Source organism: Streptomyces sp. NPDC044984 (assembly GCF_040646935.1).
Classification (GTDB): domain Bacteria; phylum Actinomycetota; class Actinomycetes; order Streptomycetales; family Streptomycetaceae; genus Streptomyces.
Genome location: NZ_JBEZBE010000002.1, coordinates 345,105 through 363,509 on the forward strand (window position 1 = coordinate 345,105; position 18,405 = coordinate 363,509).

The following is an 18,405-nucleotide window of genomic DNA, read 5'->3' on the forward strand; positions in this document are numbered from 1 at the left end:
CAGGCCCGTCAGCGCGTACAGGCTCTCCCAGGCGGACAGCCGCGCGTACGCGCGGCCCTGCCCCCCGGCAGTGCGAAGAACCGCGCCTCGGGCTCGTACTCCCACCCGCCGGCCGTGAACGGCAGCGTACGCGGCTCCGCAGCCGCGTGCTCCCGGGCCGTGCGGACCGCACGGCGAACCGGCACCGTGCTCCCGTACGGTCCTCCATGACGGACGGGTCCGGCACACGCGACGCGTGTGCCGGACCCGTCCGTCGGATCAGCGGCCGGTCACTCCCCGGCGGCCGCCTTCTTCTTGCGCAGGAAGAACATCGCCGCGCCGCCCGCGGCCACCAGGGCCACCGCGACACCCGCGATCACCGGGGTCGCGCTGGAGCCGCCGGTGTTCGCGAGGTCGCCCTCGCCGCCGGTCGTGTCCTCGGCGGAGCCGCCCGCCGGGCTGGGGGCCGAGGACGGGGTGTCACCGTCCGTGCCCGGCGTCTCGGTTCCCGGGGCCGGGGTGCCCTGGGTCTTGCAGTCCAGGACGCCCTGGAAGCGCTCCGAGAAACCGTTCGGGCCCGTGACGGTGAAGTCGTACGCCGCGTCCTCGTCGACCGGGACGGTCACCGTCTTGGTGCCGCCCGGCTCGACCGTGTGCTCGGCGCCCGCGAGTTCGAAGGTGAACGGGGTGTCGCCCTCGTTGCTCGCGGTGACGTCCACGCCGCCCTTGGCGCAGTTCTTCTCCGCCGTCACCGAGGGGATGGCGCCCTTGGTGGCCCAGTTCGCGGTCGCGTCGGCCGTGACCGTGGACTCGCTGGAGCCGGCGAGGATCTGCGTCTGGCTCTTGCTGGGGCTCGCGAACGCGCGGCCGACCGGGATCTCGGTGGTCGCCCGGACCGACAGCGAGGCCGAACCGTCGGCCGTCCCCTCGGGAACGTCGAAGTACAGCTCGGTGCCGTCACTGGCGGACGTGACGGCCTTGCCGCTCTTGTCGGTCACCTTGACGCCGGCCCCGGCGGCGTCGGCGGAGGCGGCGACGGAGACCTGACCGGCGTCGGTGCGCACGGTCACCGGGCCGAGCTTGCCGCCGGCCTTGCCGGAGACCGCGTTGGGCTCCAGCGTGAGGGAGGTCTTCGGCTCCTGGAGGTTCTGGGCCTGGGCCTCGAGCCAGTCGGCGAGCTTCTCGGCCTGCGCGTCGCGGGCCTCGACCTTCGCCCCGTCCGAGAAGCGCCAGATGGCCACCTGGGTGCCGGCCGCCGCGGTCTTGGCCGTCAGCCCCTCGGTACCCGACTTCTGGGCCAGCGCCGTCAGGTCGTCGACCTGCGGGTACGAGTTCTGGAGGATCCAGAGGATCTTTCCGGCGTTCTCGTTGGCGCCGAGCGAGGTCTGGGCCCAGGGGGTCTCCAGGTACGTCGCCTTGTTCTGGGTCGGGTTGTGGATGTCGATGCAGTACGACTGCAGGCGGCCGCTGCCCTCGACGCTCATCTCGAACAGGCCGGCGGCGATGTTCTTGGTCTTGCCGTCGCCGACGTCCAGCCGGGCCGAGTCGTACGTCTTCAGCCCGTCGAGCGTGGCGACCGCACCCCCCTGGTGGTGGACGTCCCCGTCGTCGGCGGCGGCGTTACCCGCACCGGCGAGAAAGCCCATGGTGAGCAGTCCGGCCGCGGCCGCCCCTGCGGCGACACGTCGTCCGGTGGTGCGCCGCCCGGTCATGGCGGACGCGGAATGAAGAGCAAACACAGATTTCCCCTCCGGCGGGACCCGCAACGGGACACGCGAGATGTGTTCACACGTGATGCGTGGTGGAAGAGTCACGCCAGTTGTCTCAAGTGCTGAACAAGCACACGGGGATCCTATGGAGGGAAGCGTTGCGGATCTCCGTTCCCGACGCCGCATGACCGTTCCGAAGCGGAACCGTTACTTCCCGCGACCGGAGTGTCCCCATCCATCCAACCTTCACAACCCACCCGGGAAGCCTGCACACCTACTGTCCGGTAGAGAACGGCCACCGGTATGCGCTCGGCACGCGTTCCCGTACCCATGTGCCGTACGGGGAACGGTGGTTGGGCGACCGCCGGGAGAGACGGTCACGCCAACCGGGGGAAACGGGCGGACGACGGCCCGCCCGACGCTCCACCACGACCGCGTGGGGTCAGTCGCAGGACTCGCGGTAGGTCAGGTGCGGGAACATCTGTCGCCACCGGTCCTCGGGAATGCTCGAGGGGTAGGCCGTGCACAGGTCCTCGTAGAGGCCGTCGGTGGCCAAGTCGAGCACGTAGGTCGTCTCCGGAGTCATGCCGGTGGTGTCCTGGGCGGTGACGGCCAGCCACCGGGGGCCCTCCGGCGATGTCACCGGGGGCACGTGTACCGCTTCCGCGTTCTCCAGCGTGAAGAGCTCGGGGGTGTCCCACCGCCCGTCCTTCCCGATGGACCAGAGGCGATAGGGCTTGCTCGTCACCGCGTAGCGGGCGTCGGAGGTCATGTCGATCGAACCGACCGCGCGGTCGAACAGGAGGTCGTGACCCGTCCTTCGGGGACGTGCCGGATCGGAGACGTCCCAGAACTCGACGCTCCCGTCGGCCAGCATCACCGCCAACTGCCCCTTGCCCATGGGGAAGTAGCCCTGGGGAGAAGCCGGAAGAACGCCGCCCTTGACGGGGTGCGCGGGCCGGGAGAGGTCCCAGAGCCGGATCTCGTCCCCCACCCGCTCGGTGACGAGCAGCCGGGACGGGCCGTGGTACATCGCGCCGGCCATCGACGCCGCCTCCTCGACGCGACCGCCCTTGCGGGGGCGGGCGGGGTCGGAGACGTCCCAGAACCGGATGTGCCGGCCCTTCTCCGTCGTCGCCAGTACCCGTTCTCCGGCGAACCACAGGCTTCCCGAGCTGCCGAGCGCGCTGCTCGCCCTCACCTCGAGCGTGCCCCGGCGCACGGGGCTCGTCGGATCGCTGACGTCCCACAGCGCGGTATCGGGTTCCTCGTGCGAACCCACCGCGAGGAGCATGCCGTCGGGACTCACCGCGATGGTCGGGTTGTCGGCGGTGAACCGGATACCGGAGCTCTTCCTCACGGCTCCGTCCGGCTCCAACTGCCAGACCTGCAGGGTGTGGTCCAGCCCTCCCGTCCAGTGGTGGGCCAGGAAGACGGGCTTCTCGCGGCGGGTCAGGAAGAACTTCGCCTCCCATCCCCTCGGCAGGGTGTACCGGACCTTCGGCGCCTCGAGGTCGCTGACGTCCCACACCTTCGTCGTGCGGCCCACGTCGTCGTCCTGCGAGGCGATGACCAGTTCACCGTCGGTGCTGAACGGACTGGTGCCCGTCTGGGGCGTGACGTGGATGCCGCCCGTGAACGCCGGTGCCCAGGGCCGGTCCGGCCACAGCCGTATCTCTCCGCCCACCTCGCCGACCGCCAGATACCTGCTGTCCGGGCTGTACGCGACCGACTGGGACGGTTCGCCCGTCGGCAGCGTCACCCCGTACGCGCCGTCCACCAGCTCCGACGCCTTCCCGGTCGTGTCGGTCCGCCTGACGCCGTTGTCGCGGTCGGCTCCCGCCAGGAACCTGCCGTCCGCGCTGAAGGCCAGGGACGGCATGCCGTCGTTGTCGGTGCCCCAGGTGTCCCGGTACTCCTCCGCCTCCACGCGCCGCAGGTCCTGCCCGTCCACCACTTCCCACCAGGCGATCTTCCCGTATCCGCCGGTCGCGACCGCCAGGTCGCGGCGGGGGTGGGCGGCCACCGCCATGACCGTCTCGGCCTCTTCCGTGTCCCGCAGCACGGGTCGGTCCGGGTCGCCGACGTCCCACAGCCGTACCTGCGCGGGCTGCCCGTCCGTTTCCCCGTTGCCGTTGCCCGTGATCAGATGGCTCCCGTCGCGAGTGAAGGCCAGGGAGATCAGTTTCGCCTCGGCGACCGTCCGCCGCGCCCGCAGCGTGGGCCGGGCGGGGTCGCCCACGTTCCACAGCCGCAGCAGTCCCTTGTCGCTGCCCGCCGCGAGGGTCCGGCCGTCCTTGCTGAAGGCCAGCGTGTACGTCGTCCGGTGGGCGAGCCGCACCAGGGCGAGCCGTCTCGGCTCGTACGGGTCCGCGGTGTCCCACAGCGTCAGTTCGTCCGCCGACTGCGCGGCGAGGATCCGTGAGCGCGGGTGGAAGGCGATGACCGGACTGCTCCGCAGCGTGAACCGGCCCGCTTCGACCGGCCTGGTCGGCGCGGACACGTCCCACAGCTGGACACGTCCGCCGTGGGATCCGTCGACCCGGTGGCTCGCGGCCAGGACCTTTCCGTCGGGGCTGTAGGCGAGGTTGAGAACGGCCTCGCGATGTGGTTCCTCGGGCACGAGGTGGGCCGGTGTGACGGTCGTCGAGGCCGCGTAGAGGCTGGAGCGGGTCTCGGGGGTCACCGCCGTACGGTAGGCGGCCAGGCTCAGGCGGAGCGCGGTCTGCGGGTCGTGCTCCCGCAGGGTGTCCGCCCGGGCGGCCAGCTCCCTGGCGATCAGGCTCTTCTCCCGGCTCTCCGCCTGCTCGTTCTCATGGGCGGCCCAGCCGAAGAGGGACACCGCCACCAGGGACAGAACCGAGAGGGAGGCGATCCATGCCCGGGTGACGAGGCGTCGCCGGCGCTGCGCGTGGTCGCTCGCGGCGACGAATTCGTCCACCACCCGCGGGACGGGTACGCGGACCACGGCCGGCGCGGCCGTGCCGACCGTGCCGTCGCCGGCCACGTGCGGGGCTTCGTGAGCCGGCCGGCCGCCCAGGGACCGCAGTACTTTCCGAGCCGGCCCCCGAACCCGCCGGTCGTCCCGGGCGGGCGGGGCTTGGCGAGCCCCCCGGGTGTGCTCCGTGGTGAGCTTCTTCGCCTCCGCCAGGGCATCACCCCCGTAGAGACCGCTCGGCTTCCGCCCGGCCTCGGCCCAGCCTTCCGCCGCCGCGGTCAGCCGGCGGAGTCTCAGCAGGTCGTCCCGCACCTCGTCGATCCAGCCGCTCAGCCTCCCCCACGCGTGCAGCAGCGAATCGTGGCCGAGCTGCGCCCCGCCCTCCTCGTCGACGACGACCAGGCGGGCGTCCGCGAGCCGGCGCAGCAGGTCCTCGCTCCCCGCCGACTCCGCCGGGAGCACCCGGCGGCGGACCAGCCGACCCTCACCGTCGACGACGTGGACCATGGCCAGCAGGAGGCTCCGCAGAGCCGTGCGGCCGGTGTCGTCGAGGGAGTCGTAGATCCTTTCGGCGGCCGTGGCCACCGCGCCCCGTATGCCGCCGGCGGCCGCGTACCCGGCGTACGTCAGCGTCGTCCCCCGGCGCCTCAGCCAGATCTCGGGGAGGGCGTAGGCCAGGAAGGGCAGTGCCGCGGCATCACCCGTGGTGCGTCGCTCCTCGTTCACATCGCGCCGCAGGAGCTGCGGCACGCCCTCCTCCCACCGCAGGCCCGCGTACTCCGCCGGGCGCACGATCGCGGCCTCGACCTCCTGGTCGTCCAGCGCGGGCACGGCGAAGTGGCCCGGCCGCACGACGGGCGCCAGACGGGGGTCGCTCAGGGCGTCGCCGTAGTAGTCGGCGCGCAGCGCCAGGACGATCCGCGGACCGGACGTCGCGCCCTCCGCCCCGTTCTCGCCCTCGCCCTCGTCCGCTCGCGCGGTGAGGGCGGCGGCGAACCGCTCGCGTTCGGCCTCGTCCGAGCAGAGCGTGAAGTACTCCTCGAGCTGGTCGATGACGAGGAGACGCGGTGCCTGCCCGGCCCCGGCCCCGTCCTCCGTCGCCGCGGGCCGGCTGAAGCGCCCGCGTTCCAGATCCCGTACGACGTCGGAAGGCGCCCTGCCCACCGCCGCCGCCCACGCCTCGGCGAGCCTGTGGAAGGGCCGCTCGCCCGGCGCCGGCACCAGCCGCACGGGACCGAGACCCGCCTGTTCCGCGGCCACGCCGAGCCCGGCCCGCAGGAGCGAGGACTTGCCGACCCCCGACGGCCCCACCAGGACCACCGGCTCACCGGGGCGCGCCTGTTCGACACGGCGCAGCAGCTCCTGGGTCAGTTCCTCGCGGCCGAAGAAGAGCCGGTGCTGCTCGGGGAGGAAGGGAAGGATGCCGGGGTAGGGGCAGACGGCGTCGGGATCCGGGGCGTCGGCCGCCCGCTGTCCGGTGTGCGGGCCCGGCAGCGGTTCGTACCGCCGGTTGACGGCGAGGACCAGCTCGCTCATGCGCGCGGTGCCACCGCCGTACGGGCGGGCGGCACTGCCCTGGAGCCGCTGGTCGAGCAGCCGGTAGACGCCGCCGAGCGTCAGCCGCTTCGGGCCGCCGGCGTCGCCCTCCCGCAGCAGGCGGAGCAGGTGGCCGCTGAAGAGGGTGTGCTCCGCGTCCGGCGGGGCGTACGCCAGGGCGTCGCGCATCGCCGAGGCGAGCAGGTAGCTGCCGTCGGGCCGGGCACCGGCGAACGGGTCCGCGGCGGCCGGCCGGCCGGGCTCCTGTGCGTTTCCGGCGAAACAGCAGTCGAGGATCACGACCGGGTCGGCGACGGCGTCGCTCAGGTAGCGCTCGACCTCCGTGTAGGGGACGGAGTGTGCCGTGTCGGTCTGGGACTTGGTCCTCGCTGTCGCCAGGTAGAGCTGCCGGCCGGGTCCGCGCAGCCCGTGCCCGACGAAGTAGAGGAGGACGGTTCCGCGCTCGTACCGCTGCTCGGTGGGCTCGGCCCGGCCGATGACCGTCGTCAGCGCCTCCAGGACGTCGCTCGGCGATGTCGGATCGGTGAGGAGCGTGACCCGGTCGCCCATGCCGCACACCGTGCTCAGGGTCTCGGCCACGTCCCGCGCCGACCGGAGGGCGGACGGCAGGGCGGGCAGCAGCCGTCCCGGATGGGTGGCCGTCCCGACCACCAGCGCATGGCAGCCGGCTGCCGCCAGATCCGTTCCGGCCGGTGGAGCAGGCACGTCCCCCGGGGCCATGGTCAGCCCGCGTCCCGCGAGGGGCCGACGCGGCCGTCGTCCCCCGCCGTGCCCCGTGCCTCCTGGACACCCTGCGTCTCCTGGACGCCCTGGGTCTCCTGGACGCCTTGGGTCTCCTGGACGCCCTGGGTCTCCTGGACGCCTTGTGCTTCCTGCGGCCTCGGCGTTTCCTGCGCCGCCGGTGGGTGCCGGTCCTGCCGGAGCGCTGCGGCGACCTGTTCGGCCAGCTCACTGGCGCCTTCGGCGGTCAGGCCGCGCACCTTCTCCGAGGAGACCACGACCTGGGTACCGTCCGGCAGGCTGAGGGTGACGGTCTGAGTGCCCCGGCGGCCCTGCAGCCACACCACGACGGCCGCCCCCAGGGCCGCCGTCGGACCGCCGGGAGCCAGCAGCAGCGAGACCAGCTCCCCCAGGGCACCCATGGCCCCGCTCGGCGGCGTGGCGGGAACCTCCCGGCGGACGAACGCGCGCAGATCCGGGTCCTGGCGGAGCCACAGGTAGAGATCGTCCAAAGCTCCGGCCGCGTCCCCGGCGTCGACGGCCAGTGTCACTCTCATCTCTGCTGCCCTTCAGGTGCGAACGCGATACTGGAGTCATCAACTGTCCACTCGGACACACAGGTTGGCAACGTAAAAACGCGCCTCGGCGACGACGGAACCGAGCCGGATGCGAGCCGGAACCCGTACCGTCGTGGCGTCCGGGCGGCCCGGTACAGCTCCGCGCGTCCGCCTCCGGCGCGAGCCACGCACGCCATGTGCTGGATGTTCCCGGCCCTGTTCCAGGTGGAGTGGCGCGCACGCCAGCCCAGTAGCAGCGCGGCGACGGGTTCCACCAAGTACTCGCGGTTGTCGAAACACCGGCAGCAGGCGCCGGTCACGCAGCCGGCGGACCACGGCGTCCGCGGCAGGCCGGCGACTGGTCACGCAGGCCGAGCGCCTCCGCGACGGCCCGGTCAAGGAGATCCGTGTCGCGCAGCGGGGCAAGGTCCGCGGACCTGAACTCGTCGGTGAAGGACCGCGCGATGTCCGAAAGCCCCGAAGTGCCGACCGTGTCCGGTTGGCACCGTCTGCCCGCCGAGCGGGACGATCCGGGTGGACTCCACATGGACGTAAGCCAAGTCCGGCAGCCGGTAAGCGCTTTTCGGACAAACTGGGGGCCGTCCGGGTGAGCAGAGACAACCCGGAGGGTGCCCAGCGGCCTCTCATGATCCGAACACCGCGGCTCCGAAAGCCAGTTGGGGTCGTGCTGATCGTCCACGTTCCATGACGCACTCGAAAGCCGGAAGCACGAGGACTGATGAACAGACTCCCAAAGGGCCGCCCCAGCCGCCTGACCCGCCCCTCCCTCGCCATCGCCGCGGCCATCGCCGTGGCCGCGGGCGTCGTCGCCGCCGCGCCCGACGCGAAGTCCGAGGAGCCGACGCCGAAGCTCAGCCTGATCGCCGCCTCCACCTCCGTCACGCTCGACTCGTGGAAGGAGGATCCCGGGGTCTATCTCGACCTCGGGACGTACCTCACCTCCGAGAACGGCGCCTTCGAGCTCAAGGTGACCCGGAAGTCCTACAAGGACCCGGTCGTCGCCCAGCAGATCCTCCGGAACGGGAAGAAGACCCGGACCAAGACGCTCCCCGCCGGGCTCGTGAACGACTTCGCCGGCCTGCCGGACTTCACGCAGATCACCCTCACCGACGCGGCCGGCTCGACGGTGCTGGAGAAGACCGAGACGTTCTGCCCCAACAACGCCTCGGGGCGGGTCCGGCCGGACGCCCCCGCCAACTCGAAGTATCCGGAGAGCTGTCCGACGAACCCCTTCACCCTCGGTTCGGTGTGGGGCGTCGAGAACGGCTGGGCGTCCAACACCTACTCGGGGCACTACACCGAGACAGCCCAGCTGGACGCCGGCACCTACACCGCCGAGATCAACGTGGCCAAGAAGTACCGTGATCTCTTCGGCATCGCCGACAAGCCGCAGACCGTCAAGGTGGTGGTCCGCGAACGCAGTTGGGAAGACGAGGAGAGTGCCGGCGCCCGCAGCTCGGCGAAGACCACCGCCTCCGGGCACAGCGCCCACGCGCAGCACGACGCCCACGCGCGGCACGACGCCCACGCGCGGCACGACGCGCACGCGCAGCACGGGGCCGCCGCGGACACCCCGGCCCCCGGCGCCGTGACGAGCGGCGCCGGCCCCTCGTACAACGCCGGCCACGGACCCTACCCGTCGGCTCCGCCCGCCCTGCCGTGGGCGCTGAAGAGGAAGTCCCTGGGGCGGCAGGCCCTCACCACCGCCGAGGTCGGTGACGGTCCCGGGCAGACCGACGGTTCGCGGCAGGCGCCGGGCGCCCAGCCCAACGCGAAGCGGCCCGCCGGCAAGGCGTCCGTGCCCGACGTTCCGAAGCCCGACCTGCGCTCGCTGCCCGCGTTCGGCATCACCGTCAGCGACGGCTACGAGGAGGTGCCCGGCAAGGACTACCTCGCCTTCAGCGCCAACGTGTGGAACGCGGGCCCGGCCAAGCTCGTCGTGGACGGCTTCCGCTCCCCGGGCAAGGAAGTGATGGACGCCTACCAGTACTTCTACGACGCCGACGGCAAGCAGGTCGGATACACCCCGACCGGCGGCATGGAGTGGGACCCGCGTCCCGGCCACGAGCACTGGCACTTCCTGGACTTCGCCAGTTACCGGCTGCTGACGGCCGACCAGAAGGAGACGGTGCGCAGCGGCAAGGAGGCGTTCTGCCTGGCCAACACCGACGCCGTCGACTACACGGTGAAGAACGCCGACTGGCACCCGGACAACACGGACCTGTCCACCGCGTGCGGCGAGGAGAACTCCATCTCCGTCCGCGAGGTGCTCGACGTCGGCTCCGGCGACACCTACACCCAGGACCTGCCCGGCCAGTCCTTCGACATCACGGACCTGCCGAACGGCACGTACTACATCCAGGTCCTCGCCAACCCGGAGAACCGGCTCAAGGAGACCGACCACAGCAACAACAGCGCGCTGCGGGAGGTCGTCCTGGGCGGCGAGAAGGGCGCCCGCACGGTGACGGTCCCCCCGCACCACCTGGTGGACGCCAACTGACCCGCCCCTGACGGCCGGGGCGGCCCCGGAGACGAACCGGAGCCGCCCCGGCCCGCCGGAACCGCCCAGGGACCCCGTTCGCTCACGAGGGTCGACGGAGGGGCCCGGTAACGGAGTCGGGGAGGGCCGCGCCGAAGGACGATGCCAGGACCGGGGATGACGTCATGGTGCGGCATCGGTGAGGGTGAGGGCGGCGAGTTCGGTCCGTGCGGTGACGCCGAGTTTGGGGAACGCCTTGTAGAGGTGGTACCCGACGGTGCGCGGGCTGAGGAAGAGCTGCGCGGCGATGTCCCGGTTGGACAGGCCGCGTGCGGCCAGCCGGATGATCTTCCGTTCCTGCGAGGTGAGCACGGACAGGGCTCCGCCCGCGTCCTCGGGCGCGGACACGACTTCGCCGGTCGCGTCGAGCTCGGCGCGGGCCCGTTCCGCCCAGGGCGTGGCGCCGAGCCTCCGGAAGGTCTCGAACGCGTCGCGGAGTTGGGTCCTGGCCTCGGACTTGCGGCGCGTGCGGCGCAGCCATTCGCCGTAGAGGAGAGCGGTTCGCGCGCGTTCGAACTGCCGGTCGCCGGGGTGCAGCCGCAACGCGGCCCGGTACAGCTCCGCGGCGTCCGCCTCCGGCGCGAGCAGCGCGCGGCAGCGTTGGACGTGCGCGTCGATCCACGGCTGCGCGGCGTCGTGCGCCCAGTCCGTGAGCCGTGCGAGCGGCTCACGGGCGTCGGCCGGCCGGCCGAGCCGCACCGCCGCCTCGACCAGGTCGGGAATGCTGCGCAGGCCGGGAAGCTGATGGCTCACCGGTCCGGTGTGCAGGGCGGCCAGACGGGTGCGGGCGGACTCCCATCGGGCGTGGCCGAGGTCGAGCAGGGCCAGTGCCCAGTGTGCCCAGGACATGCCGGGCGGGGCCGCGCCGGGCTCCGGCGCGGCGAGCGCGTCGTCGGCGAAGGCGTGGCAGCGTCGCTCGTCGCCCGCCACCGCGGCCAGGTAGGCCAGTACGCCGCTGATCTCGGCGGTCCACTGCCGGTGTCCGAGCTCCCGGGCGATGTGCAGCGCTTCGGTCGCCTCGTCCCCGGCGTCGGTGTGACGGCCGAGGAAGGCCGACGACCGGGCGACACACGCCAGCACGGGCGGCGTCCGGCCGATCCGTCCACGGTCGCGGCACTGGGCGAGGAGCTCGCCGGCCACCCGGTGTGCCTCGGTGTCCCGGCCGACGGCCTGGAGACTGGTGGCTCCGACCAGGATCGTGTCGTGCGGGCCGCCGAATCCGGTCCGTTCGGCGGCCGCGACGCGTCGTGTGAGGGTCTCGGGGTCCCGGCCCCCCTGGCCGGTCGCGGACCGCACCACCCAGGTCAGCAGACGGGCCACGTGGGTGAGCGGATCGTCGGGCGGCAACGGCAGGGCGTCCAGCCGGTCCGCGGTGTCCGCGATCTCGTCCTTCCCCAGATACCAGGCGGCGTGCACCGCGTCGAGCAGCATGTGGGCGGCCAGTGCCGGGTCGTCGGCCCGGGTCAGCTCGGCCGCCTCGGTCAGCGACCGGCGGGCCGTGCGGAGCAATCCGTGGTGGAACGCCGCGGCGGCGCGGACCCGGATGGCGCGCACGGTCAGGGCCGGGTCGTCGGTGCTCGCGGCGCCGTGCCGGGCGAGCTCCACCATGCGGTCGATGTCGCCTTCCTCGGCGATCGCCTCCGCCGCCAGCACGAGTCGGCGGGCCCGGTCCGTGCCGGACTCCGTCAGCTGTGCGGCCCGTTCGTAGGCCGCCACCGCGGCGGCGTATCCGCTTCGCTCGGTGGCCCGTCGGGCGGTGCCCTCCAGTTCCGCGGCCACCTGCTCGTCGGGGCCGGTGGCCACCACGGCGTGGTGCCAGGCGCGCCGGTCGGCGTCCTCCGGCCGGTGGAGGGCTTCGGCGAGGGCCGTGTGCACCACGAGGCGGAGGCTGACCGGCGCCGCCTGGTAGACGGCCGACCGCACGAGGGGGTGGTGGAAGCGCACGGTGTGGTTGTCCACCCGGAGCAGCCCCGCCGTTTCCGCGGGCACCAGGTCCGTGGGGCGGCAGCCGAGAGGGGCGGCCGCGCGCAGAACGACGTCGCGGTCACCGGTGTCCTCGGCGGCCGCGACGAGCAGCAGGTGCCTGCTCGGCTCGGGCAGCCGCCGTACCCGGTCGAGGAACGCCGCCTGGACCGTGTCGGTCATGGGCAGTGCCTGGCCGGCGGCGACCGGCCGGCCTGCGGCGAGAGCGACCGGCAGCTCCAGCAGGGCGAGCGGGTTGCCCTGTGCTTCGGCCAGTACCCGGTACCGGTGGGCGGGGGACAGCGTGGCGGCGTGCTCGGCCAGCAGGCCGGCGGCGGCGGGCGCGTCGAGCCCCGTCAGCGGCAGGTGGGCGAGTCCGGGGGCGTCGAAGCCGGTCCGGGCGGTGATGATGAGCGCCGTGCCCTCGGCGTCGAGCCGCCGCGCGGCGAACAGCAGGGCCTCGGCCGACGCCCGGTCCAGCCACTGCGCGTCGTCGACGAGGCACAGGACGGGCCCGCCGTCGGCGAATTCGGCGAGGAGGGAGAGGACGGCGAGGCCGACGAGCATACGGTCGCCCGGTTCGGCCGGGGCGAGGCCGAAGGCCCCGCGCAGGGCACGCGCCTGCGGTGCGGGGAGGGCGTCGGTCCGGTCGAGAGCGGGTCGCAGCAGCAGGTGCAGGCCGGCGAACGGCAGATGGGCCTCGGACTCGATCGCGGTGCCGCGCAGGACCCGCAGCCCGTCGGCCGCCGACGCCGCGTACTCCATCAGCGCGGTCTTGCCCATGCCCGGCTCCCCGGTGATGAGCAGACAACCGCTGCGACCGGTCCGGCAGTCCGCCAGCAAGCGGTCGATGACTGATATCTCGTGACCCCGTCCGTGCAACACCTGGCGAGAGTACTTAAGCCGACCGGGATTCCCGGACCGGATGACCGGGGCGTGACGGATTCCGCCCCCGGCCCCCGGGCGTAGCGTGGTGGAACAGGGCACGGCGGCGGAGGGAGATCGACCATGTCCGGCTTCGACGAGCTGGCCAGGCGGTACCTGGCGAGCTGGAACGAGCGCGATCCGGCCAGGCGCCGGGTGCTCGTCGACGAGCTCTGGACCGACGACGCCGGCTACGTCGATCCGATCGTGGCGGCCGAGGGCCGCGACGCCATCGAGGAGGTGGTGGCCACGGCCCAGCGGCAGTTCCCCGGCCTGGTGTACCGGCCGGCCGGAAAGGTCGACGGCCACCACGCCGTGGCACGCCTCGCGTGGGAGCTGGCGCCGGCCGGCGGCCCTCCGGTGATCGTCGGACTTGCCGTCATGGTCACCGAGCAGGGCCGCCTGCGTCGCGTGTACGGCTTCCTCGACCCCGTCCCCGCAGACACCACTTCACCAGGAGCTGGAAGTTGACACCCGATCCGATGGTCCTTCACCCGCTGCCGGCACACGACCGGGTGGTGTTCCTCAAACCGCTGGTCGGCTCACCGAAGATCGTCGTGGGCGAGTACACCTACTACGACGACCCGGAAGGCGCCACCGACTTCGAGCACCGCAACGTGCTCTACGCCTACGGCCCGGAGCGGCTCGTCATCGGCAAGTACTGCGCCATCGCCACGGGCACCCGGTTCCTGATGGCGGGCGCCGACCACCCGACGATGGGCGTGTCCACCTTCCCGTTCACCATGTTCGGCGGCGAGTGGGCCGAGCGGACCCTCGACATCGTCACCGGCATGCCCAGCCGGGGCGACACCGTGGTCGGCAACGACGTCTGGTTCGGCCACCGGTCCACCGTCATGCCCGGCGTACGCATCGGCGACGGTGCCATCATCGCCGCCGGCGCGGTCGTCACCGCGGACGTACCGCCGTACACGATCGTCGGCGGCAACCCGGCCCGCCCGATCCGGCGGCGGTTCGACGACGCCGACGTCGACCGGCTCCTGCGGGCCGCCTGGTGGGACTGGCCGGTCGGGCTGGTCACCGAACACGCCCGCACCATCATGGCCGGCACCCCGGCCGACATCGCCCGCATCGCCACCGACCACGGACAGGTGACCGCATGACAGACGTGTCGATCGTGGAACACCCCGTGGCCGGTGGCGGACCGTACGCGATCACCACCGGCCCGGACGGCGCGCTGTGGTACACGCTGGTCCACAGTGGCCGGATCGGCCGGCTCGTGCCCGGCGCCGAACCGGAGAGCCACCGGCTCGACCCGGACTGCGGGCCGACGGTCATCACCACCGGGCCGGACGGCGCGCTGTGGTTCACCGAATACAAGGCACACCGCATCGGCCGGATCACCACCGACGGCGCCGTCACGGAGTTCCCGCTGCCCACCGCGGAGTGCGGGCCGTTCGGCATCGCGGCGGGGCCCGACGGGGCGCTGTGGTTCACCGAGACCGCCGCCGACCGCATCGGCCGCGTCACCACCGGCGGTGAGGTCACCGAGTTCCCGCTCCCGGCCACCGGCACGTTCCCGTCCGCGATCACCGCGGGAGGGGACGGCGGGATGTGGTTCACCATGAACCAGGCCGACGCGATCGGCCGGATCGGCACCGACGGCACGGTCACCGTCCACCCGCTGCCCACCGCGGCCGCCGCGCCCGTCGGCATCGCCCTCGGTCCCGACGGCGCCGTCTGGTACGTCGCGATCGCCGCCGGCCACATCGGCCGCGTCACCCCCGAGGGCGAGATCAGGGAGTTCCCGCTGCCCGACCGCGCCGGCCGGCCGCACGCCATCACTGCGGGCACCGACGGCGCCCTGTGGTTCACCGAGTGGGGCGGCAACCGCGTCGGCTCCATCACCACCGAGGGCGTGATCGAGGTGCACGACCTGCCCACGTCCGGCTCGGAGCCGCACGGCATCACCCTCGGCCCCGACGGCGCCGTGTGGACGGCACTGGAGACCGGCGCCCTCGCCCGTATCGCCCCGAACACGCTTTCCTGACAGAGGAGTTCACCTTGCCCGTGACGTTCAACCACACGATCGTCCCGGCCGACGACCGCGAGGAGCCGGCCCGGTTCTTCCGCGAACTGTTCGAACTCCCCGAGGCGCCGTCGTGGGGTCCGTTCACCAACGTCCAGCTCGACGAAGGCGTACTGCTGCGGTTCGCCGAGCTGCCCGGCGTCGACCGGATCCAGACGCACCACTACGCGTTCCTGGTCGACGACGACCTGTTCGACCGGGCCTACGCCCGCCTCCGGGCCGCCGGCACCGAGCACTGGGCCGATCCCCGGATGACGCGGCCCGGCGAGACCAACACCGAGCACGGCGGCCGCGGTGTCCATTTCAACGACCCCGCCGGCCACGCCATCGAGATGGTCACCAAGCCCTACCTCTGAACCGAATGAACCGAACCGCCCGAAAGGACCCCGTGACACACACCGCCCCGCGGAAAGGCCGGGCCCGGCTTCAGGCACCCGCCGCAAGCGGACAGGAAGGCAGGTCCCACAGGACGACCGCCCGCGTCACCCCCCGAACGCCCCCTCGTCCAGCGCGAGTCGCAGACCGTCCTCGGCGGACGCGCCCCGGGACCATGCCGTCCGGTACGCGTCGGCGTCCAGGGACGCGCGCACCCGGCCTTCGGCGGTGACGTGCGCCTCGTGGAAGGGGCGCAGACCGATCAGCGCCACCCCCGTGTCCCGCCGCAGGCGGTGGGCGGCGCCCAGGAGCCACGCCGCCCTGGTGCAGTCGCCGGTGGCCGCCACCGCCCAGGCGAGTGTCTCCAGGCCCCACACCGGTCCCCAGCTGTCCCCGATGGCCCTCTGCCGCACCAGCGCCTCGCGCAAAGGGGCCAGGGCGTCGGCCGCTTCGCCGTGTCGCAGCTCCACGAGCCCCGTGCACCACCGGGCCCAGGTGCGGGCCCATTCGGCCGCGCTCGCCTCGGCCTCGGCGACGTACACGTCCCGAGCCGCGCAGGCCGAGGGGCGATCGCCGAAGAACGCCTCCGCCATGGCCCACAGCATCGTCGCCATATGGGCGTCGCCCTTCTGCCCGACGGCACGGAACCCGTCCCGCGCCTCGGCCAGCAGCGCGATGCCGGCCGGGTCGCCCCGCACGAGCATGGCGTGCGCTCCCTCGATGTACGTCACCGGAGCCGCCGACGGGCCGTCCGGCAGCTCTCGGGCCGCGGCACGGCATTCGGCCAGGAAGGTCCCGGCCGCCGGGTTGTCGCCCTGGCAGAGCGCGATCCACGCCTTCATCACCAGCGCCCCGACGACGAGCTCCGGTGTCACCGCGGTCGCGGTACCCGACGCGTCCGGCACCACCGGTGCGCGCGCCCCGTCCGGGCCGGGGGCCGGCAGGCGTTCCAGCCAGTGCCGCCCCTCCCCCAGGGTGCTGCTGAAGAACCAGCACCGGGTACGGGCCAGGTTCACGGCGATCTCGACACCGGCCCCGACCCGGTCCCGCCGGGTCGCGCAGTAGTCCAGGGCGGTCCGCAGGTTGGGCAGTTCGGTGCGCAGCCGGATCAGCCAGTCGACCTCGCGCGGCCCGCACCATTCCCGGCCGGCCCGTACCGCCGTCATCCGGTAGAAGTCACTGTGCCGGTCCCGCAGCCGTGCCGTACGGCCTTCTTCCCGGAGCCGCTGCCGGCCGTACTGGCGGATGGTCTCCAGCAAGGTGTACCGGGCGCGGTCACCCGAGCTGTTGACCACCACGATCGACTTGTCCACCAGCCCGGCCAGCAGGTCGAGCACGTCCTCGCGCGCCACTCCCTCGCCCTCGCAGACCGTTTCCGCCGCCTCCAGATCGAAGCCGCCGGAGAACACGGACAGCCGGTTCCAGAGCCGCCGCTCCCCTTCGGTGCACAGGTCGTAGCTCCAGTCGACGACGCCCCGCAGGGTGTGGCCGTAGCGGGCCGACGTACGCGACCGCGGCACGGACAGCAGGCGGAACCTGTCGTCGAGGCGCTCCAGAACCTCTTCGGCCGTCATCGCGCTCAGCCGTACCGCCGCGAGTTCGATGGCGAGCGGCATGCCGTCGAGCCGCCGGCACAGCTGGGCGACCGCCTCACGGTTGCGGGCGGTGAGCCGGAAGGCCGGGGCGGAGCCGGCGGCACGGTCCACGAGCAGTCTCACGGCCTCGGAGCGGAGCAGCGGGTCGTCGGCTCCGGCCGTGTCCTCCGGGCGGACGGTGCCGTCCCCTTGGCCGTCCGCGCCGGGCAGGGTGAGCGACGGCACCGTCAGCACGTGCTCTCCGGGCACGCCCAGGCGCTGTCTGCTGGTGGCCAGTACGCGCAGTCCGGGTGCCGCGCGCGCCAGCCTCAGCACGAGCGCGGCGACGTGCTCCACCAGGTGCTCGCAGTTGTCCAGGACGAGCAGCAGGCACCGGTCGCGCAGATGGCCGACGACGGCGTCCGCGGCGGGCCGCGCGGACTGGTCCCGCAGTCCGAGTGCCTCGGAGACGGCCCGGTCGAGGAGGCCCGCGTCGCTCAGCGGGGCGAGGTCCGCGAGCCGGACACCGTCGGCGAAGGACGGCGCGACCTCCGCGGCGACCCGCAGCGCGAGCCTCGTCTTGCCGACACCGCCCGCTCCGGTGAGGGTGACGATCCGGGCGGCCCCCAGCAGGCGCCGCACCTCCGCCACCTGGGTCTCGCGGCCGACGAACGTCGTCATCTCGACCGGCAGTCCGCCGTCCCGGGACGGCGGAGCCGCCTTCTCCGCCCGCACCCCGTCCAGATTCGGGGCGGCGGCCAGCAGCCACCGGTGGACCTGCCTCAGCCCGGCCCCGGGCGCGACGCCCAGCTCGTCGGCGAGCAACGCGGTGACCGTGCGGTAGCTCTCCAGCGCCTCACCCTGTCGCCCGCAACGGAACAGCGCGAGCATCCGCTGGGCCCAGAAACGCTCACGCAGCGGGTACTCCTCGACCAGGCCCCTCAGTTCCGGGAGTACGTCGGCGGCCCGGCCGAGGGCCAGGTCCGCGTCGATCCGCAACTCCAGTGCGTCCAGACGCTGTTCGGACAGCGCCGGTACGACGCCCTGGAGGAGGTGCGCGGGCAGGTCGGACAGCGGATCCCCCCGCCACAGCCCCAGGGCCTCGCGCAGCAGGGGGGCCGCGCGCACCGCCGCGCCCTCTTCGAGGGCCGTGCGGCCCTGGCGGACCAGGGCGGTGAAACGGTGCAGGTCCAGATCGTCCGGCGCGGCCTCGATCAGATAACCGTGGGGGCGGGTGAGGACGGGCGCACCGCCCGGCGGACAGTCCAGCGCGCGACGCAGGCGCAGGACGTAGTTCTGCAGCGTGTTGCGCGCCCGGCCGGGCGGATGCTCGCCCCACAGCCGGTTCACCAGCGTTTCCACGGTGACCACGTGGTTGGCCCGGGCGAGCAGAGCCGCCAGCAGCAGCCGGACCTTGGCCGCGTCGATGCGCACCGGCCGCCCGTCGCGCAGGACTTCGAGGGGCCCCAGGACCTTGAACTCGTACCGCGTACTCACCGCTCC

The 18,405-nt window shown here is 73.0% G+C and carries 10 protein-coding genes; 5 read left to right on the forward strand and 5 right to left on the reverse strand.

What is annotated here, in order from left to right; genetic code table 11:
- Nucleotides 1-269: 269 nt before the first annotated feature.
- The 3 genes from AB0A94_RS03710 to AB0A94_RS03720 all read right to left on the reverse strand — a co-directional run bounded on the left by AB0A94_RS03710 (nucleotide 270) and on the right by AB0A94_RS03720 (nucleotide 7,460).
- A complete protein-coding gene (locus AB0A94_RS03710; RefSeq protein ID WP_361738274.1) occupies nucleotides 270-1,691 on the reverse strand; it encodes a Cys-Gln thioester bond-forming surface protein in 1,422 nt (473 codons plus the stop codon).
- 439 nt (nucleotides 1,692-2,130) lie between these two features.
- Nucleotides 2,131-6,888: an AAA family ATPase gene (locus tag AB0A94_RS03715; RefSeq protein ID WP_361738277.1), complete on the reverse strand. Its 4,758-nt coding sequence runs from the start codon at nucleotides 6,886-6,888 to the stop codon at nucleotides 2,131-2,133.
- Nucleotides 6,889-6,905: 17 nt separating this feature from the next.
- Nucleotides 6,906-7,460, reverse strand: coding sequence for a hypothetical protein (locus AB0A94_RS03720; RefSeq protein ID WP_361738280.1), 555 nt, complete (start codon nucleotides 7,458-7,460; stop codon nucleotides 6,906-6,908).
- Between the two features lie 739 nt (nucleotides 7,461-8,199).
- Here AB0A94_RS03720 and AB0A94_RS03725 point away from each other — a divergent pair.
- On the forward strand, nucleotides 8,200-9,981 hold the full coding sequence (locus AB0A94_RS03725; RefSeq protein ID WP_361738283.1) for a lysyl oxidase family protein: 1,782 nt from the start codon (nucleotides 8,200-8,202) through the stop codon (nucleotides 9,979-9,981).
- 162 nt (nucleotides 9,982-10,143) lie between these two features.
- On the opposite strand, the gene AB0A94_RS03730 is transcribed toward AB0A94_RS03725, so the two are convergent.
- Nucleotides 10,144-12,867, reverse strand: coding sequence for an AAA family ATPase (locus tag AB0A94_RS03730; protein WP_361738286.1), 2,724 nt, complete (start codon nucleotides 12,865-12,867; stop codon nucleotides 10,144-10,146).
- A gap of 123 nt (nucleotides 12,868-12,990) precedes the next feature.
- Here AB0A94_RS03730 and AB0A94_RS03735 point away from each other — a divergent pair, with 123 nt between their 5' ends.
- Genes AB0A94_RS03735 through AB0A94_RS03750 form a run of 4 tightly spaced genes read left to right on the forward strand, consistent with a single transcriptional unit; the run spans nucleotide 12,991 to nucleotide 15,309 of the window.
- Nucleotides 12,991-13,377 (forward strand): nuclear transport factor 2 family protein, encoded by a 387-nt coding sequence (locus tag AB0A94_RS03735; protein ID WP_361738289.1) that lies wholly within the window; start codon nucleotides 12,991-12,993, stop codon nucleotides 13,375-13,377.
- A gap of 11 nt (nucleotides 13,378-13,388) precedes the next feature.
- On the forward strand, nucleotides 13,389-14,027 hold the full coding sequence (locus AB0A94_RS03740) for a CatB-related O-acetyltransferase (RefSeq protein ID WP_361738473.1): 639 nt from the start codon (nucleotides 13,389-13,391) through the stop codon (nucleotides 14,025-14,027).
- Nucleotides 14,024-14,914 (forward strand): virginiamycin B lyase, encoded by an 891-nt coding sequence (locus AB0A94_RS03745; RefSeq protein ID WP_361738292.1) that lies wholly within the window; start codon nucleotides 14,024-14,026, stop codon nucleotides 14,912-14,914. Before AB0A94_RS03740 ends, AB0A94_RS03745 begins: the two co-directional genes overlap by 4 nt.
- 14 nt (nucleotides 14,915-14,928) lie before the next feature.
- The gene (locus AB0A94_RS03750; RefSeq protein ID WP_361738294.1) at nucleotides 14,929-15,309 is read left to right on the forward strand and encodes a VOC family protein; all 381 of its coding nucleotides are present in this window, start codon (nucleotides 14,929-14,931) and stop codon (nucleotides 15,307-15,309) included.
- A gap of 126 nt (nucleotides 15,310-15,435) precedes the next feature.
- On the opposite strand, the gene AB0A94_RS03755 is transcribed toward AB0A94_RS03750, so the two are convergent.
- Nucleotides 15,436-18,399, reverse strand: coding sequence for a BTAD domain-containing putative transcriptional regulator (locus AB0A94_RS03755; RefSeq protein WP_361738297.1), 2,964 nt, complete (start codon nucleotides 18,397-18,399; stop codon nucleotides 15,436-15,438).
- Nucleotides 18,400-18,405: the final 6 nt, after the last annotated feature.